The following is a 21,769-nucleotide window of genomic DNA, read 5'->3' on the forward strand; positions in this document are numbered from 1 at the left end:
GTCGTTTATTGGTCCATATCTTCGATTAACTCATCAAGAATAAGACGTTGATGTCCGGGGGTAACACCAATATTAAGCCGAGCGATTTTAACCGCATGACCAAATTGGGCTTTACCAAGCAGGGTAATGAGCTGCTGCAAAAAGCCACTGTCTAAAGACAAGGTTTGGCTATAGTGGCTAATGGCTTTGGTTAATGAGGTAAATACAATATCGTCAAACTCAAAACCGGTTTGATATTGACTACTATTACCGGCGATTTCCCCCTCGAGTAATACACCGTCAAGACTTAATGGCCAACCCCGAGCATTAATACGACCTTGGGCGATTTGATACATCATCCAAGCACTTTTCTTAAAGCCACCAAAAATCATACAATCAAATTCAGATTCTTTGAGTTCTTGCTCCGTCCAGTTAATGCCAATGGCTAAGTCTTTGCGATATAGGTGCATTAAATTATCTTTCACCGCATCACGACAATCCCAAATAGAGGTCAGCAGATTTTTCTTGGCTAACATATGGCATTCTTGGCAAGCGGGAATGGCTAGAGAGGGATGGGGAGTATGAGTCATTCTATAGTAATCAAAGGTATGGTTACTTGGCTCGTAGCAAAACCAACAAGTGTGGCGTTTGTCAAAAGGAACATCAATCAGAGTAGGCATGGGCACAGTATTATCAATAGGCTGTTCAATGACTCACAGCCTAGGTAGTAAGATTAAATTAACGTCGACTATTCTTGTTCAAAATCAACTAATTCTTTAGCCAGTACGATAGGGTCGATTTCTAGGCATTCTTGCTCTGCTTCCCAGTCAACACCAATTAATACGCCATCATCATTTAAGTCACTTACCCAGTATTCTAAAAATTCAGCCAGAGTGATGGTCACGGCATTGTAGTCAGCCCATTCATCAGTGCAGTGACTTTTTGCCGCAGTTTCACTTGACCAAAGTGGCATAACATCAGTTTCTTCAAATTCTGATGAGTCACATACAACCCAACCCTCACCGGTTTCATCTTGTAAGCCCCATAAGACTTGATGTTGTTTTACGCTTTCGATAAAGCCTGCTAATGCTGCTGTCTGTTCTGTCATGATAAATCGCTTAAATGAGTGAGAATTAAAGTCATTATACGGACTCAATGAATAAGGAAAAGGCTTAATTAATGAAAATTTTATTATGTGAATTCTCGGTGGATATTTAGAGAGTAAATTCACTTCTTATCTGTTCACTTAACTTAACTGGAATGTTGCGCAACACTGGCCAATAGCATGTCTGAAGGTATCGTTGCTGTATCTATTATCTTTAGGCAACGTTATGTCACATCATATTCGGCTAAATAGCATATTGAAGCCTGTCTTTGGGGCGAGACTCAGGTATTTAAGTTGTTTAATATCTTAATTTATAATTGTGTCAACATGATACCGCGAACTGAAAAGCTTGAGTGGCACTGAGTGAACATATAATGATTGCTATTGTTATAACCCGTTTTTTTGTTTGTTAATTAAATTTTGCATAAATAAACAGGCTTTAATGATGACAGCTCTTGTTTCCTGATGGGCAATCAGTCACGATATTCATTATTCATTTTGTGCTAATTAAGTGTTGTTTCATGACGAAAAAAAGCTGGGTTCCTGTGTTTGTTGCTTCAATCATTTTTTCTTGTACTGTGCTCAGTGCCTGTACGGCTTCGGCAACACCTAAGGTCAGTAATACGGTTGAGCCTGCCGATGACTTTGCCCAATGTGTGGTCAGATTACAGCAAAAAGCCAAGGATGCAGGAATTTCACAAGATATAATTGATACCACTGTGGCTCAGTTAACGTATGTGCCACGAGTGATTGAATTAGACAATCAACAACCAGAATTTACCACGACATTTGGTGATTATTTTGATAAGCGTGTGACCCCTTGGCGAGTTGAGCAAGGTCGAAAATTAATGGCTAAACATCAACCTTTATTAAACACGCTAACAAAAAAGTATGGGGTTCCAGGCCAATATATTATGGCCTTTTGGGGGCTTGAAACCAATTTTGGCAGTTACAAAGGCAGCATGTCAGTGCTCGACTCATTGGCAACCTTGGCGTGCGACCCTCGTAGAAGTGATTATTTTACCGGTGAGTTACTACAAGCGCTTAAGCTAAAACAGCAATATCATTTTGATGATAAGAAAATGGTCGGTTCATGGGCTGGTGCGATGGGGCACACTCAATTTATGCCGACCAACTACCGAAAATATGCGGTAGATGGCGATGGCGATGGGATTGCTGATCTGTGGAATAGTACCGATGATGCACTGACGTCAGCGGCAAACTTTTTACAACATCTAGGTTGGAAAGCCGATGAAAGATGGGGGCGCGAAGTGTTGTTGCCTGATGATTATCCGTTTTCTTATTTAGGCGGCAAACATGTCTTATCACTCGTTAAATGGCATGAGCTTAATATTACGCAAGCGAATGGTCAGCCGTTATCTACACCAGACATGCAAGCGGCATTGTATTTACCGGCAGGACATACAGGGCCAGCCTTCTTAGGTTATGACAACTTTAACGTGATTATGCGTTGGAATCGTTCTGAGTTTTATGCCATTGCGGTGGGCCATTTAGCCGACCGCATCAATGGCGCGTTACCATTAACACGCGCGGTGCCTAAACAAGCAAGGTTAAGCCGAGACACGGTAAAAAAATTACAGCAAAAGCTGAATGATGCTGGATTTGATGTCGGTGAGCCAGATGGTATTTTAGGTCGAAATTCAGTGTTAGGTTTGCAAGCCTTTCAACAGAAAAAAGGGCTTGTTGCTGATGGTTTCCCTGACGTACAAACATTTACCGCCTTGGGTATTAAACGATAGTGACGAGGTTATTGGCCACTTTTTTGTGGATGCATTAGCACGCTTTTGCTAAGCTTCGGCAAATTTTAGATTTAAGGAACGATAATGAGCATTAAAGACGATATGGTCGTGCAGTTTAATTACTCGCTACGTGATGAAAAAGGCGATGTGATTGAATCAAACGAAGGTCTTGAACCGATTTCATATTTGCATGGTCATGACAACATGATGCCAGGTATCGAAGATGCTATTAATGGTAAACAAATTGGCGAGAAGTTCACCATTACGCCTCCTGCTGCCGATACCTATGGTGAACGCCAAGCTGATGCTGAACAACGCGTATCGGTGAAACATCTTGTTGGTGCAAAAGTATGGAAACCTGGCATGGCTGCTGTTGTTAATACTGACGAGGGCAAACGTCAAGTGACCATCATCAAAGTGGGTAAATTTATGGCAACGGTAGATGTGAATCATCCTCTATCAGGACGTGAATTAACCTTCGACATCGAAATTGTCGGTGCTCGTGACGCGTCAGATGAAGAAATTGCTCATGGCCATGCCCATGGTGCAGGTGGTCATCATCACTAATGAGTTTAATTTACTGTTAATGCTAAATTTAGGCGTAAATTAATTGGTGTATAAATCCCAAGTGAACACTTGGGATTTTTGTTTTTACAGTGAGTTATTATGGTTATTGATTTTTCTTTGGGTAAAATTATTGTTACTGTGCATGAAATTCAGTGCCGGTTTCATGATAGTCAATTGGTGCTCGCTGCATCAGTAGATGATATTAGTTGTTTCCATCAAGGGTTAGTGATTGTAGCCGATGCTGGGACGGTAAGGTGGAGTCTCAAACTCGATAATCCGTCGCAATTAGAGGCGTTACTTAACCACACCGGGATCCACGCGCAATAACTCATCAACATACGCCAAATCAAGCTTGCTGTTTGTATAGCTAACAAGGCGTATTGACGAGTCAATAGCGAGTCTATTGCACGTCAATACAAGGTAGAAAAGGCACAAACCACTTTTTTATAAGCATTTATTAGCCTATATGAGGTTAATTAGATTAGTTAAGTTGTCAGATCCGCACGGTTATGTGGTCGTAAATAGTCAATATCTGGACCAATAGGGACGATTTGAGTTGGATTGATATGTTGATGGCTGAAGTAATAATGCTGTTTTATATGGGTCATATTGACCGTTGCGGCAATGCCGGGTTGTTGATATAAATCACGTAAGTAAGCAGAAATATTTGGCATGCTTTCAATGGTATTGCGGTTGGTTTTGAAATGACCGACATAAACGTTGTCAAACCGGATTAATTTGGTGAACAGGCGCCAATCAGCTTCGGTTATGTGCTCACCCAACAAATAGCGTGTTCCTGTTAAGCGTGTTTCAATGGTATCCAATGCCGAAAATAATGCACTGAACGCTTCTTCATAAGCCGATTGTGAAGTCGCAAAACCGCTACGATACACCCCATTATTTATCTTATCGTAAATGAAGTTATTGAGTTCATCTATCTGCTGTTGCAATGCTTGGGGATAATAATCGAGGTCATTCCCCGTGAGATGATTGAAGGCACTGTTAAACATTCTGATGATTTCAGATGATTCATTACTGACAATGGTGTTGGTTTTTTTGTCCCATAGCACCGGCACCGTGACTCGACCATTATATTGAGGTTTGGCTAACTGATACAGCTGGTACAAAAAATCCTTTTGATGCACCGGATCCGCTTGTGCCCCGGTAATATGTCGGCCAATGCGGGATCCATTTGCATTGGCAAATTCCCAGCCATTTTCTCGCATATGGGGTTCAACGACAGTGACATCAATAAGCGCTTGTAATTGCTTTAACTGCCTAAAAATTAGGGTTCGATGTGCCCAAGGGCAGGCGAGTGATACGTACAGATGGTAGCGATTTGCTTCTGCCTTAAAGCCAGCATCTCCTGATGGGCCGGCTTGACCATTAGCCGTCACCCAATGACGTAATTGAGCATTTTCTCGAACAAAATCACCGTTATTTTCTTCGGTAGCGTACCATTGATCTACCCAATGACCATTTTGTAATAAGCCCATTTTAGCTCACCTATTCAAGATATTTCACTTATGATATAACAACTAAAATCGAATAAAAGATTAAAAAATTGGACTTTTTGTTCGATTAAATGCTGTGGATAGCATTGTAGCGGTATTATTTGTGATGATTAAGCGTGAATAATTCGATGTTAAAAATCAATTAACGTAAGATAGCCAGCAATATTGTTACTGTATTGAAAGGATTAATAAATATGCCTGCTCAGTTAGATAAAATCGTAGTTGAACCGCAATTACCCGCGACGTCTTGTGTTATTTGGTTACATGGATTAGGTGATTCTGGTGCCGGTTTTGCCCCCGTGGTGCCAGTGTTAGGTCTAAATAGTCAGCATAGTATTCGGTTTATTTTCCCCCATGCACCAGAACAAGCTGTGACGATTAATGGCGGTTTTGTGATGCGCTCATGGTACGACATTAAAAGCATGGACTTGCATGAACGTGCCGATATACAAGGCGTTATGGCGTCAGAGCAATCTATCCGGCAGTTAATAGTTGATCAAATTAACAGTGGTATACCTGCCGATAAAATCGTCTTAGCCGGTTTTAGCCAAGGTGGGGTAATGAGTTTGTTTACCGGTCTGCGTTTTGAGCAAAAACTAGCGGGCATTATGGCGTTATCTTGCTACTTACCTGGCGGAGAGAAACTACCTGAGCAATTATCAGCGGCTAACCAAAACACGCCTATTTGGCATAACCACGGTGAGCAAGATGATGTAGTACCCTTATTTGCAGGCAAAATGGCTAATGATGCCTTAAATGCTGCGGGTTACAGCACTTCGTGGAAAACTTACCCAATGCCGCACAGCGTGCTGCCTAATCAACTGGCAGATATAGGTCAATGGTTGCAGCAAGTTTTACGTTAATGTGATCTTAAGCATTTATTTTAAGGTGTTTGTTGTTTTACTTAAAAGACAATCAACCTTTTCTTCTTTTTGAGAAATTATCTACACTAATTTAAAGGCTTAGTTGTTTAAATGCAGCTAAGCCTTTTTTTTTAACAGTTAAAATATCAGTCTGAACATGACACTGTTCTATTTTTGGGACGAAGTATGTTGTAACTAATTGTTAATATTGTATAAATTGTCACACTTCGTCATGAAAATGTCACATAACCTTGGCAATGTTTGCTACTATCATGTTGATGAAATTTAGAGTCTGTTGATCTTTCGAGATAAATTTAACGGTTGCTTGTGGTTAATTAAGATAAGCCCATGTTGATGCAGTGTCTTTACTCTGTCTTAACACGGTCTATTGCTGTCGCAGTAAACCACAAATACTGCCCGTTGGGTTCGGCTAAAAACGTTTTACTCTTTGTTGCAAGGTACTGGCTTAGAATGATTAAGCGTTACATCTTGAATCGCAATTAAAATCTTTTATCACGAGCCAATATTTGACCTTGAAAGAAAAACACACTCTCATCAAGTATAAAATAATAAATTATTCAAATTATTAAAATTATGGGGTCTTAAATGAACAAAACAATGTTTAAAGGTTTGCTGGCAACCGCGGTTATTGTTGCATTAACAGGTTGTAACGATAGCAACGATGATGTCAGTACGTTTAATTTACGCATTGCGCATATCAACGATACTCACTCGAGCTTTGATCCATCATCATTAGATTTTACCGCTCAAGTTAATTCTGAAGATATGAGTATTCGCACTTCTGCTGGTGGCTATCCTCGTGTTGCAACGGCATTAAAAAATGCCAGAACTATGGCTGCCGATGCTAATAAGCCTTTTCTCGCTTTACACGGTGGTGACGCTTTCCAAGGTTCGCTCTATTTCAATGTGTTAAAAGGTGCCGGTAATGCCACTTTATTGCGTGAAATGGGTCTTGATGCGATGGCGATCGGTAACCACGAGTTTGATCTTGGTGATGGTCCCTTTATTGAGTTTGCTAATAAAGTAAACTTTCCAATCCTTGCCGCTAACTTAGATGCTAGCGCTGACTCTCAAATGTCTGGCGTGACTAATATTAAACCTTACATCATTAAAGAATACGGTGACGTCAAAGTCGGTGTGTTTGGCCTAGTGTTAGAAGACATGAAGTCCATTTCTTCTCCTGGTGATGACTTAGCTTTTAATGGTGAAGTCGAAACTGCTCAAGCGACTGTTGATGCACTACAAGAGATGGGTGTTGATAAGATTGTGATGGTAAGCCACATTGGCTTAGATAGAGACATTCGCATTGCTGAAAGCGTCAACGGTGTCGATGTTATTGTTGGTGGTCATTCTCATACTCTATTAGGTGACTTCACTAATATAGGAAATGGTCAGGGGTCTAGCATCGCAGGTTATGCTGAGATGGTTACTAATCCAAATGGTACCACTAAAACGTGTATCGTGCAGGCGGGTGCTATTGCTCAAGCCATTGGTCAAGCAGATGTTACCTTTGAAGAAGGTGATGTTAAAACCTGTCAAGGTAATAACACTCTGCTAATCGATAATGACTTTATACACAAGTATGATGGCGAGAACCGTGAGCCATTGATTGAAGCTGACCAAAGTGCAGCCGAAGCCTTTGTTGGTGAGCAAAATAATATTGCTATCACCGAAGAAGATGCTTTACTGCGTCGCATTATTGATATCGACTACAAGCCGCTAATTGAAGAATTTGAAGGTAAAGTGATTGGTCAGGTATTTGATGCTAACGATCCTGTTGATACCGGTATGTTAGACCATGTCCGTCAGCCAGGTGTTAAGCGCAATGGCGCTTCATTACCGGTAACGGGTTCTGAAGCGGGTGCTCATGTTGCTGAATCTATGGTTTGGAAGTTAAATCAACAGGGTTATGGTGTTGATATGGCAATTACAAACACAGGAGGTGTGCGTAATGACATTAAAAGTGACGCTGATGGTAACTTAACTGCTGGTTATGTTATTGGTTCACTCCTCTATTTCAGTAATGAGTTGGCTATTGTTGAGTTGAAGGGCAGTGATGTGACTCAATTACTTGAAGATACTATTAATTATTCACTAACCACGTCTTCAGGTTCGTTTCCAACATTTGCAAATATTCAATTCACTTTCAATGGCAAAGCCGTTGTTGGGGAGCAAATTGAAGACTTAAAAGTGTGTCCTAACGGCGTAGCTGCAGGCAATTGTGCTGATATTGTCCCTGAGACGGCTTACAAGATTTCTACCAATGCTTACATTGCTGGTGGCAAAGACGGTTATGACATTTTTGACACCAAGAAGCTTTCACCTGTTATTAAGTCAGGCTTTATTGATAACGAATCTATGATTGAATATGTAGAAGCGTTAACGATGGCGGGTAAGAAGTTAGAAGAAATTCCAACGGGCTTAACTTTCATCGCGCCAACCAGTTTTGAAGCTAAGCTTGATAACCCAGTTGTTAAGGCACAAGATAATCAATAATATAAATTATGTACAAATTGGTATGTATTAAATAAAAATTAATATTTATATTACATAAAAGGCAGCCTCGGCTGCCTTTTTTATTGGCGTATGTTTAGTTGACTTACGATTTAATTAAACGCTATCGTTGGCTATCGAAGCGATACCCATTACATCAAGAAGCTGTTCAATCAACGGGTGTCAACGTTTTTAGATAAGTTAAATTGTTGTTGCCATCGTTATTTTATAGCTTCACCATTTTTGCGCAATATAGAGAGCGTTAGAACCCGCCCTAGGGCGTTACTCAGAATTTTAGCTCTGTGTTACATTGTTTTACAAGGGAATCACCATTATCACACCAATGCGCCTTAATCTGAAAAACCCAAGAGGTTCTGAATGATTAAAGAGTTAATGTCATTGGCATTGCTAAGGTTGAGCGGCTCATTTATATGATAAAGAGAAATTAATATGACAGGGATCTACAGATTATTGATGTTAATCACATTGATCGCGTTTGCATTGATGAGTTATTTCGTCGGCAGCCAAACGGGAGCGGTGACTTTTATTGTGGCTGGTGGATTGCTTGAAACCGCTTTTTGGTTTGGTCTTTTTCGAAAACCTAGAAACAGAAACCTTGGATAGATTGAGCAAAAACAGTAAGCTGAATCGCTATTGAATTGTCCTGCGACAGGTGTTGTTTTTCTCTTATGTTATCAATAATAAAATTTGATACGTGATATTAAAAAAGCAGCCTTAGCTGCTTTTTTTGTCGGTATTATTGATCCTGTGAGCCGGTAAATAATTTTGTGGCATGGTCGTAATATCGACTTATCTATCTATCTATCTTACTTGTCACAAACTTTTACGTGATGTTATTTCCAACCAATATGTGTCGTCATTGTGTGACTCTGTCCTGGGGCTAATAACACGCAATCTTCTAGCACATTAGCCGCTTCTAAACACACCATGGTTAAGTAATCATCGGGATTAAAACGAGATAAACGCACCGACTTATCAATCCAAGGATTCCATAATACCGCCGATTGGCTGTTTTCACGGCTGACTATTATGGTCCCATTGGGAGTGTGTAACGCCTGAGTATGAGCGAGTTGGGTATACACTCTGTCGGTTTCTTGGTCAAATTGAACCATATCGTCATCTTGTTTAAACGGTCCTTCACCAAATTCAATGTATTGCGAGCCTTCAAAGCCACTTGCGGTAAGTTGATGAATATTTTCAATGGGAAAATAGCTGTGTAATGCTTGAGTAAGCATAACGTCATAATTTGCATTATTAGTATTGACCAAACTGACCGATAAGGTTTCGCCTAAGGTGAACAATACCTTTATTTGGCTATCGTGGGGCCAATACTGCTTATCTATTTCACCTGCAGGTAGGGTAAACATTAAATCAACTAATTGATCGCGCATCTTAACGGATTCGAGCGACCAAATCTTATTCCGTGCAAATCCATGTTGCGGAAATCCTAGGGTGTCGCTGATGCCAAACCATGGCCAGCAAATCGGGATCCCACCCCTTATACCATTACCTGGTTGGTAATCGTCGGCGTTTGATACCCATAATAATGGCTGTTTACCCGCGGGAATAAATTGATCGATTTGAGCCCCTTGCATAAAAATACGTGCTTGGCAAAGTGCAGTATCGACAGCGACATAATCTAGACCATTGGGATGTCTTTTAGTGGTAACCGAACCCATAATGAGTGTCCTTGTGTATTGTTGCTCAGAGTCGATAGCTTACAAGGTTTTTTGTCAGTAAGTCACCAATCGTTTTGGATAATTGTGTTGATTACTTGACTAAGATGAAGCTGGTTACTTTATAAAATGTAACATGCGGTTATTAGCGGGCATAGCGATGTCTTCTTGAAGTGTTAACCCTTGTTGAAGCGCTAGTTGGCCGATCCATTCAATGTCGCGGATGCCACTGTGAGGATTATTTTGTTGCAGCAGTAAATTAAATTGTCGATTACTGTCACTGGTAAATTGGCCTTGGTAATTAAACGGACCATATATGACCAGTGAGCCTGAATGAGTCAATACACTGCCGATACCGCCAAAAAACGCTTCAACCATCGTTTGACTCATAATATGCAGGGTATTAGCACTGAATATCGCATCAAGGTGTGGTGTGAATTGTGGCCATGGTTGTGTTACATCTAAAGTGATGGCGGGTTGTAAGTTTGGGGAGGCTTGCAAATTGAGCCGCGTTTGCAGAGTTGGAAGATAATGTTGTTGATCGCTTGGTTGCCAGCGAAGATGCGCAAGGTTTTTTGCAAAATAGACGCTGTGCTGGCCCGTGCCGCTGCCAATTTCGAGTATATGGTGCCTATTGGCAAACCATTTTGCCAATAGGGTTAAGATAGGCTGCTTATTATTGTCACAAGCTTGTGAAAAGGGCAGTTGTTGTAGCGATAATGATTGAGGCATTACAAGATATCAATTCTATCCATGGCTAATTGTTGCAATGCTATCACCGCTTGAGTGCGATTGCGAACACCCAGTTTACGAAATATAGCAGTCGCATGTGCTTTGATTGTGGCTTCTGACACCCCAAAATCATAGGCAATTTGTTTGTTGAGTAATCCTTCAGCAAACATCTGTAACACCCGATATTGTTGTGGAGTTAAATCAGACAATCGGTTGGCCATTTTGTCAGTCGGGTCATCAGAAACGGGGATAATTTGAGTGCCTTTGGGTAACCAGATATCACCATATAACACTGCATTTAACGCTTCAGTCAATGACTCCATCGAAGCCGACTTAGGGATAAATCCACTACTGCCATAATGTACTGATCGGCTTATGGTATTGATGTCTTCATGGGCAGAGATCACCACCACGGGGATATCAGGATAATGCGTTCTAAGGTGGATAAGTGTTGAGTAACCGTGTGAACCCGGCATTTGTAGGTCAAGTAAGATTAAGTCAAATGGCTTCTCTTTTTCATCAAGAACCCTTTGTAATGCTTCGGCACTATCAGCCTCAAACCATTGCGTTTGTTCAAATGTATTACTCAATGCTAGCCTTAAGGCATTACGGAATAATGGATGGTCATCTGCAATGATGATGTTTAAATTTTCGAGCTTCATGGCATTTTTTATTCTATGTTGCACGCGAAGATAACTCAATGTAACAGAAAAGTAATCGAGTATTCTATTGCTTTATGTCACATTGTGGTTTTTTTTTGAATAAAAACAGTACAAAGATAAATTTTAGTTGAGTGAATAAAATAGAAATGCAGCCATTAGGCTGCATTAGAAAGGGCATATTAATTGTGCGGCCACACTTGGGTTGGGTTTCTGTTTTCATCTACCGCAACAAAAGTAAACACTCCGCGTATCGCATGTTCACGATGATCCTTGTACATGTCTTCGACATAAATATTCACTTCAACTTTAAGTGATGTATTACCAACATGGATAACATTTGCAATCAGCTCAGCCAAGCTGCCAGCGGGTATCGCTTTTTTAAAATCGATACGATCAGAACTGACGGTAACTAAAGTTTTACGACAAAAACGGGTGGCGGCGATAAAAGCCGTTTCATCCATCCAAGCTAAAGCATCGCCACCAAATAAGGTGTTATGGTGATTGGTATTAGAGGGAAAAATAGCCTTTATAACGCGCGCTTCTGATTGAGCAATCCGTGCTGCAATATCATCAGGGAAATCGGTTTGGGTTTGTGCGGGGTTTTGAGTAAGGGACATACAACTACCTAATGTTATGCAGATTAACAAAGAATTAAGCGAAAAAAGCGGCGCATTATACTGTATTGCGTTTAGCCATGTCGATGTCACTGTGCCAATTGAGCTTAATAGAGCCCGTTTATTAGCCCTTCAGTGACCTGGCCACCGCATGATTGGCACTGCAGGTGACATGGCTTAGTCTTTAGTATTTTGTATTAGTATTGACCTTACATTTACCCATTAATAACGCAGTAAAACACAGGAGACCATTTGTTTATTTTGATTGAGCGTCACAATATACAGACGATCAAACTCACTCGCATCATCGATAGGACGTTGTTTTTCTGCGCTGAGTCGTTCAACTAAATCTGTCGACGTATTACTGTGACCAACCACTAAAATATTTCCTTGTTGAGTTAATAGTTGTTGAGTGAATACGGCCATATCGCGAGGGTCATAAATACTCAGATTGAGTTGCTGATCTTGGCTGACGGCAGTCGCAGTTTCACGGGTACGATTATAGTCAGTGGTGAACACCTTAGTTAGCGGTGTACTGGATAACACCTTCGCTAAGCGTAACGCCCGTAATTGACCTTGTGCGGACAAACTCGGATCTTTACCATCCAGTTTTTCAGCATGTCTGACAATAAAAATAACTTGATGGTTTTTTGGGGCCGTGGCGGGATGATTAAGTTCAACCGATGCGGGAGCATTCGCCATTAATGGAGCACACATTAGGCTCATTAAACCGATTAGAAAAGAGGTGAATAATTGCTTCATGTTGTTAATCCGCTAAATAATATTCGATGGTTGATACTACGCGTACCTGTTTAATATAAGGCGTGTTTTTATCACGATTACTGATACTGAATTGCCCCTGAGTGGCTTTCTTAATTTTACCTAATCGACTTTGCGAGTCGGAAGCAAATTTTTTGGCGACTGAACGCGCATTGGTTGTCGACTCTTCAATCATTTTGGGTTTAACGTCATTTAATCTGCTAAAAATATATTCAACTTGGGCATCATAGTTATTTTGAGAAAAGACAATACCCATTTTACCCAGTTCAGTTAATTTGGGCATCACAGCGCGTACTTTTTCGATGTCGTTAGAATAGACTGTAATCGTTTGTGACCCCGTGTAGCGTAATTCTATCGGTTGATTTCCACCATATTGTTGCGCCAACTTATCGGTAATCGTGGGCGCGGTGAGCGTAACTTCTTTTGGGGCAACATTTAGCTCGGCTAAAAAGCTAACGACTTGGTTGCTTTGGACTTCAAGCTGTTTGTAGAGTTCATCGAGATTATTATTGGCCGCAGTAAATTGAATAGGCCAAATGACGATGTCGGCAGGATATTCATTTTCTGCTAAGCCTTTTACCGTGACACTTCGATCGAGTAACTTATATTCAATAATAGCTTGTTTAAGTAATACACCTAGTGTGCCGAGACCCAGCGCAATCAATATGCCAAAAATAGCAGCACTACGAGACGAACTTTGCATAACAACATCCTTATCAATAGGGGGAGTGTGTGGAATGATGACATTGGGTTTTTAGCTAACGCGATTATCTGTTAATAATTGTCCACGGTTATTAAACATCATTATTTACGTTAAAGATAAGCGTTATCGACAATATTAAGCCTCCAAATTAATGACAATCATAATCGAATATGTGCTGAATGTTGGTTTTATGGATTATTTTTAATCCTAGTGTTAGCAAATACAACCTTCAGTCGGTCACTCAGTGGCGTGGCTTGAGTCAATTAATCCGTTACGCTCAAGCATACAATAGGAGGTTCAGCAATGCGTTGCGTACATTATCCTTGCGCCACTTGCCACTTGTCATTTATCCCTGTCTGAGGACGTTATTGATCGTAATAAATTGAATTAATTATATAAAAATGCCAACCATAAATGGCTGGCATTAGGAAACAACTATATAAAGTATTGATAATAGTATAGCCGTTATACAAAGAGGATCGTAATTGGCTTTTTATTGTGTTCGTCGCTAGCCTGTGACGTGACCGCTATTTTGCCAGTAAGGCTTTACGTTCTTTCGACGCTTGGGCTAAATCGCGTAACAGCTTTTCAGAATCGGCCCAATGTAAACAGGCATCGGTAATACTTTGTCCGTAAACTAATGGTTGGCCTTTAACCACTTTTTGGTTGCCCTCAATCATAAAGCTTTCAGCCATGATACCGGCTATCGCAGTGCTTCCATTACGCAGTTGCGCCATGATGCTATCGGCAACCTTCAATTGGTTTTGATGTTGTTTCTCACTGTTACCGTGGCTAAAATCTACCACCATACGTTGAGTCACGCCCACTTGCTCTAATTGAGCGCGAGCTACTTCAATATCTTCTGCACTATAGTTAGGTGTTTTACCACCCCGTAAAATAATGTGGCCAAATGGGTTGCCATGAGTACGGTAAACTGCCATCGCACCATCTTTATCCGGAGAATAAAAAATGTGTGGCGCTTGAGCAGCGCGCACCGCATCAACAGCGATATTAATGTTACCGTCAGTACCATTTTTAAAGCCGACTGGGCATGATAGCGCTGAAGCCATTTCACGGTGAATTTGGCTTTCAGTGGTACGAGCCCCAATAGCACCCCAGGTAATAAGATCTGCAATGTATTGACCGTTAACCATGTCTAAAAACTCCGTAGCGATAGGGAGTTTTAATTCGGTAATCTGTTGCAGCAGTTCACGTGCGATGCGTAAGCCTTTATTTGGGCTAAAGCTGCCGTCTAAGTCTGGATCAGAAATTAAGCCTTTCCAGCCCACAATAGTTCGTGGTTTTTCAAAGTAGACTCGCATTACAATGCACAAATCATCTTTTAGCTCATGGTGTAACGCGGATAAGCGCTCTGCATATTCGAGTGCCGCTTTAGTGTCATGGATTGAGCAAGGGCCAATAATCACCAATAAGCGTTGATCTTCGCCTGCAATAATCGCTTCAACTTCTCGGCGCTGGGCAACAAGATAGTCAGCAGCATCTTGAGTCAAAGGGTATTCTGATGCCAGCTGCGCGGGTGAAATGACTTTGCTTAAAAGGGTAGTTCGTAGTTCATCTGTTTTAATTGTCATGCATATTACCGAGAAATCGTGAGATGCATCTGCATCATATTGCCCGAGATTATATACCCAAAGAAGTTCAACATGCGAGGCTTAGCCTCGGATTCTAGTGGCTAAAAAACAGATTGCCGTAAAAGACTCACCCGAATCAAGCTAGTTAACTCGGGTTTAAAAGCCTTTTTACAGTGCTTTTTATTGTTTATAAATTAGAACATGTGGCGATCTAAACCGGTTATGTCGATAATTTTTGTGGCAATTTCTTCTACGGAATGATTGGTCGTATTCACAAAAGGAATACGCTCTTTTTTATACATCATCTCGACTTCTTTTACTTCAAGTCGGCACTGTCTTAATGATGAATAACGACTGTTTTCCATGCGGCTTTGACGAATTTCATGTAAACGATGTGGGTCTATTGTTAGGCCAAATAATTTTGATTTATTACGTTTCAATGCTTCAGGTAACTTGAGATCATCCATGTCATCTTCAGTAAATGGGTAGTTTGCAGCTTTAATACCAAACTGCATTGACAGATATAAGCTTGAGGGTGTTTTGCCGCAACGCGACACACCTAATAAAATGATATCGGCTTTATCCATGTGTTTCATGGTCTGACCGTCATCATTTTCCATGGTGTAGTTAATCGCATCAATACGGGTTTCATAACCGTGGTTACTCTTACCATGGGTTCGGTGTAATAAAGGCTTAGCTTGTATACCTAAGTGTTGTTCTAATGGCGCAACAAAGGTATTCAAAAAGTCATAATCGACACATTCACTTGAAAAAATCACGTTACGGATTTCAGGATTAATGATTGAGTGAAACACAAGTGGTCTAACGCCTGTTGTAATAAAACAATCATTTATTTGTTGCTTAACTTTTTGAGCTCGCACAACCGTTTCCACAAAAGGAATTGTAAGTGCTTCAAATTCTAAAGGAAACTGCGAAAGTACCGCATGTCCAAAAACCTCTGCTGTGATCGCGGTCCCATCTGAAATATAGAATACTTTTGGTGTCATTCTGACCTCTTGTAGTAATAAAATTACAAATAAAATTATAGATTTACGCTTGTTGTGTGGGAGTGTAAGATGCTATTGCCCTTATGTGAAGTGGCCACTGAAATAAAAACTTGCGGAGATAAAACTGTGCAGCAATATGTACTCTGGTATCAAGAATTAGGCATGGGTGATGTTAACAAGGTTGGCGGAAAAAATGCATCCCTTGGAGAGATGATCAGCAATTTGGCCAACGCAGGAGTTCAGGTCCCTGGCGGCTTTGCAACAACTTCTCATGCGTTCAATGAGTTCCTTGAACAAAGTGGAGTTAACCAGAAAATTTTTGACATTCTGGCAACATTGGATGTTGATGATGTTACTGAGCTGGCAAAAGTAGGTGCGCAGATCAGACAATGGGTTATCGACACCCCATTTCAGCCAGCATTAGAAGTTGCCATTCGCGAAGCTTACGAGCAGTTGTCGAGCGAAACTCAAGAAGCGTCATTTGCAGTGCGTTCATCAGCGACAGCTGAAGATATGCCAGATGCGTCTTTTGCCGGCCAACAAGAAACATTCTTAAACGTTAAAGGGTTTGATGCTGTCATGCTGGCTGTTAAGCATGTTTATGCCTCACTGTTTAACGACCGTGCAATTTCTTATCGTGTTCATCAAGGTTACGAACATCAAGGAGTTGCTTTATCTGCTGGCGTACAACGTATGGTCCGTTCAGACAAAGCTGCTTCTGGTGTCATGTTCACCATGGACACTGAATCAGGTAACAATGACGTTGTCTTTATCACTTCATCTTTTGGTTTAGGTGAAATGGTTGTACAAGGCGCGGTTAACCCTGACGAATTCTATGTACACAAACCTATTTTAGCGCAAGGCCATCAGGCTGTTGTGCGTCGAAATATTGGTAGTAAGTTGATTCAGATGGTCTACTCTGATGATGCTGCACATGGCAAGCAAGTTAAAATTGAAGATGTTGCTGCTGAACAACGTCGTATATTCTCTATTAATGATGAAGAAGTCATGGAGCTTGCTAAGCAAGCAGTGATTATTGAAAAGCATTATGGCCGTGCGATGGATATCGAATGGGCAAAAGACGGTAACGACGGTAAGTTGTATATCGTTCAAGCTCGTCCAGAAACGGTCCGTAGCCGTGAAGATGTCCAGTTAATTGAACGTTTCCACTTGAAAACTAGGGGTGACGTAATCTGTGAAGGCCGTGCTATTGGTCATAAGATTGGTACCGGTGTGGCTAAGGTATTATCTTCGATTGATGAGATGGACCAAATTCAACCTGGTGATGTATTAGTCACCGACATGACAGACCCTGATTGGGAACCTATCATGAAGCGTGCGAGCGCGATTGTGACTAACCGTGGCGGCCGTACTTGCCATGCTGCGATCATTGCACGTGAATTAGGTGTACCTGCTGTTGTGGGTTGTGGTGATGTCACTGACCGTATTAAAACGGGCGACATTGTCACGGTATCTTGCGCTGAAGGCGATACTGGCTTAATTTATTCAGGTAAACAAGACTTTGAAATCATCACTAACCGTGTTGATACATTACCTGATTTACCGATGAAAATTATGATGAACGTCGGTAATCCTGACCGTGCATTCGACTTTGCTCGTTTACCTAACGAAGGTGTCGGTTTAGCGCGTTTAGAGTTCATCATTAACCGCATGATTGGTATTCACCCTAAAGCCTTGCTTGATTTCAACGGTCAAACTGCTGAACTGCAAACTGAAATCAATGAGATGATCGCTGGTTATGATTCTCCTGTTGAATTCTATATTGCACGTCTGGTTGAAGGTATCGCCACTATCGCATCGGCGTTCTATCCGAAGAAAGTGATCGTACGTATGTCAGACTTTAAGTCTAACGAGTATGCAAACTTAGTCGGTGGTGATCGCTACGAGCCAGATGAAGAAAACCCAATGTTGGGCTTTCGCGGTGCCAGCCGTTATATCTCTGAATCATTCCGCGATTGTTTCGCGCTTGAATGTGAAGCGATTAAACGCGTTCGTAAGCAAATGGGCTTAACCAACGTTGAAGTGATGATCCCATTTGTGCGTACTGTTAATGAAGCTGCTCAAGTGATTGAATTGCTTAAAGAACAAGGTTTAGAGCGCGGTAAAGACGGTTTACGCGTCATTATGATGTGTGAATTACCGTCAAACGCACTATTAGCTGACCAATTCCTTGAACATTTCGATGGTTTCTCTATCGGTTCAAACGACTTAACGCAGTTAACATTAGGGCTTGATCGTGACTCTGGTATTATCAGCCACTTGTTTGATGAGCGTAATGATGCGGTTAAAGCATTATTATCTATGGCCATTAAAGCGGCTAAAGCCAAAGGTGCTTATGTGGGCATTTGTGGTCAAGGCCCATCAGACCATCCCGACTTTGCGGCATGGTTAGTAGAGCAAGGTATTGATTCTGTTTCTCTTAACCCAGATACAGTGATTGACACTTGGTTATATTTAGCTGAAGCACACTCATAAATAAGCATAAAAAATACAGTTTGATTTAACCTTTAACCTGTATTTTTTTCAACTTGTTAGAAAAGCCGCTATTTAGCGGCTTTTTTTTGTTTATAATGGATGTATATGCCAATAAATAATAAGTCCTCTATGTTACCTTTGCTATCACATAAACAAACATTAGAACCTATCTATCTTGAGTATCTTGACGCGCTTGAGCAAAGCGAGTTTGAAGGTGAAATAGACAAGCGTTACAGTGCGCGGCTTATTCAGGCAACCGATAACTCGGTATACCAGTTTTTACCGCAAGCGGTTATTTATCCTCTGCATCAACAAGATGTCGAGTTAGTGTTATCGCTAGCGGCGCAACCAAAATATAAACAAGTCACTTTTAGTGCTCGAGGCGGCGGCACCGGCACTAATGGTCAGGCGTTAACTCATGGGTTAATTTTGGATGTGTCACGTCATTTAGACCAAGTGCTTGAGATTAATGTCGAAGAAGGTTGGGCTAGAGTACAAGCTGGGGTGATTAAAGACGCCTTAAATGATGCCTTACGCCCGCATGGATTATTTTTCAGTCCCGATTTATCAACGTCTAATCGTGCCACTATTGGCGGTATGGTTAATACCGATGCCTCTGGTGCTGGCTCATTAGTTTACGGAAAAACATCAGATCACGTGTTAGGCGTGACCAGTGTACTCATTGATGGCAGCGTACTGACCACAACGCCTATTGCCCATAACAAGGTTGATCAACAACCCTTTGGTGCTAATAAGCTGGGCAATACCATCGCCAGCCAAATAGCGGCGATATGCTTGCAAAAACGGGACACTATTATTGAACGTTTCCCTAAATTGAACCGGTTTTTAACCGGCTATGATTTAAAGCATGTGTGGAACGATGACCTTAGCCAGTTTGATTTATCGCGTATTCTCACCGGTTCGGAAGGCACGCTGGCAGTGATCACCGAAACCAAGCTTAATCTTACCCCATTACCTAAAACTCGGATGATGGTGAATATTAAGTATGACTCATTTGAATCCGCGTTACGTCATGCGCCATCATTAGTACAGGCCAAAGCGACCGTCGTTGAAACCGTTGACTCCAAAGTGCTCAACCTTGCCCGTGAAGACATTATTTGGCATTCGGTTGCTGAGCAAATTAAAGCCGTACCGAACAAGATCATAGAAGGTCTTAATATGGTTGAGTTTGCCGGTGAAGATGATGAGGTTAACCATAAAGTCGCGCTATTAGAGGAGATGCTCAGCGGCCAACTCAGTCAACCCCAATTTGGTTTAGTCGGTTTTCAAATCATTACCGACATAAGTGATATCGACAGTATTTATGCAATGCGTAAAAAAGCGGTTGGCTTATTAGGTGCCACTAAAGGGACTCGTAAACCATTAGCCTTTGCCGAAGATACTGCCGTACCGCCAGAAAAATTAGCAGACTATATTATGGAATTTCGGGCGCTACTCGATAGCCATAATTTGCAGTACGGTATGTTTGGTCATGTTGATGCGGGCGTATTACATGTACGCCCGGCGCTTGATATGTGTGATGTCGCCGATGAGCAATTACTCAAAGTGATTTCAGATCAAGTTGCGGCATTAACGCTTAAATATGGCGGGCTGATGTGGGGTGAGCATGGCAAAGGGGTTCGCGGTGAATATGGCCCAGCCGTGTTTGGCGACGAACTCTATGGCGTACTGGAGCAGATCAAAGGTTTGTTTGATCCTGATAATCGTCTCAATCCTGGTAAATTAGTGGCGCCGCCTAAGTCAGGCCCATTGCTATTTAATGTCGACAGCGTTAAACGCGGCAGTTTCGATAGACAAATCCCAGTGCAGGTGCGTGACGCGTTTCCTGATGTGATGAACTGTAATGGTAATGGTCTGTGTTTTAACTACAGCAGTTATTCACCTATGTGCCCGTCGTTTAAAGTCACCGGTGACAGAGTGCAATCACCTAAAGGTCGTGCGGGCTTAATGCGTGAATGGTTGCGTTTACTTGAAGCTGAAGGGGTCGATGTTGACGCTTTGGAAAAGTCTTCCCCACTGGGATGGATGCAACGAATTCAAAATACCCTAAACAACCAACGTGACTATGATTACTCCCATGAAGTGATGGAGTCACTTAAAGGCTGTTTGGCGTGTAAGGCCTGTTCTGGTCAATGTCCGGTCAAAGTAGATGTGCCGAAATTTAGGGCGCAATTTTTTAATATTTACTACAAACGTTATTTACGTCCTGCTAAAGATTATTTAGTTGCCGGTATCGAAGATTCATTGCCGTTGATGGCGGCCATGCCTAAATTGACAAACTTAGCCTCGCAAAACCCGCTGAGTAAATGGGTGATTAAAAAAGTCATTGGTTATGTCGATGCGCCTAAGCTATCAGTGCCTACACTAAAACAGCGCTTAGACGGACATTCAAGCCGCGGTTACGATTTGGGTTCCTTGTATACCATCCCTGAAGCGCAGCGCAGTCAATATGTGTTGGTGGTGCAAGACCCGTTTAACAGTTTTTATGATGCAGGCTTGGTTTACCGTTTTATTCAATTAATTGAAAAGCTTGGATTTAAGCCGATATTGCTGCCATTTAAACCCAATGGTAAGCCGACACATATTAAAGGCTTTTTGGACAAGTTTGCTAAAACAGCGCAAAACAGTGCTGACTTCTTAAACCGCGTTCATGCCCTTGGTATGCCGATGGTCGGGTTAGATCCTGCATTAGTATTATGTTATCGCGATGAGTATAAAGAAGCCTTAGGTCAGCGTCGTGGGCCATTTAAGGTGCTGTTAGCCAATGAATGGTTAACTGATGTTGTGGCATCTCGAAGTGAAGCGTCAGCTTTAGCAAAAGATGCACCGCAATACACTTGGTTCAGTCATTGCACTGAATCGACAGCGAAACCGAATACCGCCAATGAATGGAAAGCCATTTTTAGCCATTTTGGCGCCAAATTACACAGTGTTAATTTGGGGTGTTGCGGTATGGCGGGCACCTACGGTCACGAACTTGAAAACGTTGAGCGTTCTGAAAAACTGTTTGAGATGTCTTGGCAGCCGAGCATTGAAAAAATTGCTCAACACAGCCAAGTATTGGTATCTGGATATTCTTGTCGCAGCCAAGTGAAGCGCTTTGCAGGCTTTAAACCTCAGCATCCGATTGAAGCATTGCTTAAATTAATGACATCATAGAAGA

At 41.6% G+C, this 21,769-nt stretch carries 18 protein-coding genes; 7 read left to right on the plus strand and 11 right to left on the minus strand.

Features of this window, described 5'->3' with window-relative positions; translation table 11 throughout:
- Window positions 1-5: 5 nt before the first annotated feature.
- Together AAEY93_RS00775 and AAEY93_RS00780 are read right to left on the minus strand one after the other, a co-directional pair.
- Window positions 6-659 carry a hypothetical protein gene (locus AAEY93_RS00775; protein WP_124013878.1) on the minus strand — a complete coding sequence of 218 codons (654 nt, stop codon included), beginning with the start codon at window positions 657-659 and terminating at the stop codon, window positions 6-8.
- Between the two features lie 68 nt (window positions 660-727).
- A complete protein-coding gene (locus AAEY93_RS00780; protein WP_351074440.1) occupies window positions 728-1,087 on the minus strand; it encodes a DUF2750 domain-containing protein in 360 nt (119 codons plus the stop codon).
- A gap of 518 nt (window positions 1,088-1,605) precedes the next feature.
- Between AAEY93_RS00780 and AAEY93_RS00785 the strand changes: the two genes are divergently transcribed.
- The 3 genes from AAEY93_RS00785 (at window position 1,606) to AAEY93_RS00795 (ending at window position 3,738) form a co-directional block, all read left to right on the plus strand.
- The gene (locus tag AAEY93_RS00785) at window positions 1,606-2,844 is read left to right on the plus strand and encodes a lytic murein transglycosylase (RefSeq protein ID WP_351074443.1); all 1,239 of its coding nucleotides are present in this window, start codon (window positions 1,606-1,608) and stop codon (window positions 2,842-2,844) included.
- Between the two features lie 84 nt (window positions 2,845-2,928).
- On the plus strand, window positions 2,929-3,411 hold the full coding sequence (locus tag AAEY93_RS00790) for an FKBP-type peptidyl-prolyl cis-trans isomerase (RefSeq protein WP_124013852.1): 483 nt from the start codon (window positions 2,929-2,931) through the stop codon (window positions 3,409-3,411).
- Window positions 3,412-3,510: 99 nt separating this feature from the next.
- Window positions 3,511-3,738, plus strand: a complete 228-nt coding sequence (locus tag AAEY93_RS00795) for a DUF3389 domain-containing protein (protein WP_101030875.1) — start codon at window positions 3,511-3,513, stop codon at window positions 3,736-3,738.
- A 158-nt stretch (window positions 3,739-3,896) separates the two neighbouring features.
- On the opposite strand, the gene AAEY93_RS00800 is transcribed toward AAEY93_RS00795, so the two are convergent.
- Window positions 3,897-4,907: a glutathione S-transferase family protein gene (locus AAEY93_RS00800; protein WP_351074446.1), complete on the minus strand. Its 1,011-nt coding sequence runs from the start codon at window positions 4,905-4,907 to the stop codon at window positions 3,897-3,899.
- A 212-nt stretch (window positions 4,908-5,119) separates the two neighbouring features.
- Between AAEY93_RS00800 and AAEY93_RS00805 the strand changes: the two genes are divergently transcribed.
- Complete coding sequence (locus AAEY93_RS00805; protein WP_351074448.1) at window positions 5,120-5,788, plus strand: alpha/beta hydrolase; 669 nt, start codon at window positions 5,120-5,122, stop codon at window positions 5,786-5,788.
- Between the two features lie 606 nt (window positions 5,789-6,394).
- Entirely contained in the window at window positions 6,395-8,305 is a 1,911-nt protein-coding gene (locus AAEY93_RS00810) for a bifunctional metallophosphatase/5'-nucleotidase (protein ID WP_351074450.1), read from the plus strand.
- Window positions 8,306-9,156: 851 nt separating this feature from the next.
- On the opposite strand, the gene AAEY93_RS00815 is transcribed toward AAEY93_RS00810, so the two are convergent.
- The 8 genes from AAEY93_RS00815 to ppsR form a co-directional block, all read right to left on the minus strand.
- Entirely contained in the window at window positions 9,157-10,002 is an 846-nt protein-coding gene (locus tag AAEY93_RS00815) for a D-hexose-6-phosphate mutarotase (protein WP_351074452.1), read from the minus strand.
- Between the two features lie 114 nt (window positions 10,003-10,116).
- The gene (locus AAEY93_RS00820; protein WP_335686221.1) at window positions 10,117-10,731 is read right to left on the minus strand and encodes a DUF938 domain-containing protein; all 615 of its coding nucleotides are present in this window, start codon (window positions 10,729-10,731) and stop codon (window positions 10,117-10,119) included.
- Window positions 10,731-11,393, minus strand: coding sequence for a response regulator transcription factor (locus tag AAEY93_RS00825; RefSeq protein ID WP_101030890.1), 663 nt, complete (start codon window positions 11,391-11,393; stop codon window positions 10,731-10,733). Before AAEY93_RS00825 ends, AAEY93_RS00820 begins: the two co-directional genes overlap by 1 nt.
- A gap of 179 nt (window positions 11,394-11,572) precedes the next feature.
- The gene (locus tag AAEY93_RS00830; protein WP_101030892.1) at window positions 11,573-12,010 is read right to left on the minus strand and encodes an acyl-CoA thioesterase; all 438 of its coding nucleotides are present in this window, start codon (window positions 12,008-12,010) and stop codon (window positions 11,573-11,575) included.
- A 219-nt stretch (window positions 12,011-12,229) separates the two neighbouring features.
- Window positions 12,230-12,769 carry a SixA phosphatase family protein gene (locus tag AAEY93_RS00835; RefSeq protein WP_351074455.1) on the minus strand — a complete coding sequence of 180 codons (540 nt, stop codon included), beginning with the start codon at window positions 12,767-12,769 and terminating at the stop codon, window positions 12,230-12,232.
- 4 nt (window positions 12,770-12,773) lie between these two features.
- A complete protein-coding gene (locus AAEY93_RS00840; RefSeq protein ID WP_351074457.1) occupies window positions 12,774-13,490 on the minus strand; it encodes an SIMPL domain-containing protein in 717 nt (238 codons plus the stop codon).
- A gap of 527 nt (window positions 13,491-14,017) precedes the next feature.
- The gene (locus AAEY93_RS00845; RefSeq protein WP_101030898.1) at window positions 14,018-15,082 is read right to left on the minus strand and encodes a 3-deoxy-7-phosphoheptulonate synthase; all 1,065 of its coding nucleotides are present in this window, start codon (window positions 15,080-15,082) and stop codon (window positions 14,018-14,020) included.
- 194 nt (window positions 15,083-15,276) lie between these two features.
- Window positions 15,277-16,089 carry a posphoenolpyruvate synthetase regulatory kinase/phosphorylase PpsR gene (gene ppsR, locus AAEY93_RS00850; protein ID WP_101030900.1) on the minus strand — a complete coding sequence of 271 codons (813 nt, stop codon included), beginning with the start codon at window positions 16,087-16,089 and terminating at the stop codon, window positions 15,277-15,279.
- Window positions 16,090-16,215: 126 nt separating this feature from the next.
- On the opposite strand from ppsR, the gene ppsA reads away from it, so the two are divergent.
- Both ppsA and ydiJ read left to right on the plus strand, forming a co-directional pair.
- Window positions 16,216-18,585 (plus strand): phosphoenolpyruvate synthase, encoded by a 2,370-nt coding sequence (gene ppsA, locus AAEY93_RS00855; protein ID WP_351074500.1) that lies wholly within the window; start codon window positions 16,216-16,218, stop codon window positions 18,583-18,585.
- Between the two features lie 129 nt (window positions 18,586-18,714).
- The gene (gene ydiJ, locus AAEY93_RS00860; RefSeq protein ID WP_351074502.1) at window positions 18,715-21,765 is read left to right on the plus strand and encodes a D-2-hydroxyglutarate dehydrogenase YdiJ; all 3,051 of its coding nucleotides are present in this window, start codon (window positions 18,715-18,717) and stop codon (window positions 21,763-21,765) included.
- Window positions 21,766-21,769 lie beyond the last annotated feature (4 nt).

This window comes from Shewanella sp. CAL98-MNA-CIBAN-0140 (genome assembly GCF_040309905.1).
Taxonomy (GTDB): domain Bacteria; phylum Pseudomonadota; class Gammaproteobacteria; order Enterobacterales; family Shewanellaceae; genus Shewanella; species Shewanella psychromarinicola.

Bases quoted from the DNA above. Each gene is read 5' to 3' on its own strand.
- ppsR (WP_101030900.1), bottom strand. From the start codon at position 16,089: ATGACACCAAAAGTATTCTATATTTCAGATGGGACCGCGATCACAGCA.
- AAEY93_RS00810 (WP_351074450.1), top strand. From the start codon at position 6,395: ATGAACAAAACAATGTTTAAAGGTTTGCTGGCAACCGCGGTTATTGTT.
- AAEY93_RS00800 (WP_351074446.1), bottom strand. From the start codon at position 4,907: ATGGGCTTATTACAAAATGGTCATTGGGTAGATCAATGGTACGCTACC.
- AAEY93_RS00820 (WP_335686221.1), bottom strand. From the start codon at position 10,731: ATGCCTCAATCATTATCGCTACAACAACTGCCCTTTTCACAAGCTTGT.
- AAEY93_RS00795 (WP_101030875.1), top strand. From the start codon at position 3,511: ATGGTTATTGATTTTTCTTTGGGTAAAATTATTGTTACTGTGCATGAA.
- AAEY93_RS00835 (WP_351074455.1), bottom strand. From the start codon at position 12,769: ATGAAGCAATTATTCACCTCTTTTCTAATCGGTTTAATGAGCCTAATG.
- AAEY93_RS00825 (WP_101030890.1), bottom strand. From the start codon at position 11,393: ATGAAGCTCGAAAATTTAAACATCATCATTGCAGATGACCATCCATTA.
- AAEY93_RS00830 (WP_101030892.1), bottom strand. From the start codon at position 12,010: ATGTCCCTTACTCAAAACCCCGCACAAACCCAAACCGATTTCCCTGAT.
- AAEY93_RS00805 (WP_351074448.1), top strand. From the start codon at position 5,120: ATGCCTGCTCAGTTAGATAAAATCGTAGTTGAACCGCAATTACCCGCG.
- AAEY93_RS00790 (WP_124013852.1), top strand. From the start codon at position 2,929: ATGAGCATTAAAGACGATATGGTCGTGCAGTTTAATTACTCGCTACGT.
- AAEY93_RS00840 (WP_351074457.1), bottom strand. From the start codon at position 13,490: ATGCAAAGTTCGTCTCGTAGTGCTGCTATTTTTGGCATATTGATTGCG.
- AAEY93_RS00815 (WP_351074452.1), bottom strand. From the start codon at position 10,002: ATGGGTTCGGTTACCACTAAAAGACATCCCAATGGTCTAGATTATGTC.
- AAEY93_RS00845 (WP_101030898.1), bottom strand. From the start codon at position 15,082: ATGACAATTAAAACAGATGAACTACGAACTACCCTTTTAAGCAAAGTC.
- AAEY93_RS00775 (WP_124013878.1), bottom strand. From the start codon at position 659: ATGCCTACTCTGATTGATGTTCCTTTTGACAAACGCCACACTTGTTGG.
- AAEY93_RS00780 (WP_351074440.1), bottom strand. From the start codon at position 1,087: ATGACAGAACAGACAGCAGCATTAGCAGGCTTTATCGAAAGCGTAAAA.
- AAEY93_RS00785 (WP_351074443.1), top strand. From the start codon at position 1,606: ATGACGAAAAAAAGCTGGGTTCCTGTGTTTGTTGCTTCAATCATTTTT.
- ydiJ (WP_351074502.1), top strand. From the start codon at position 18,715: ATGTTACCTTTGCTATCACATAAACAAACATTAGAACCTATCTATCTT.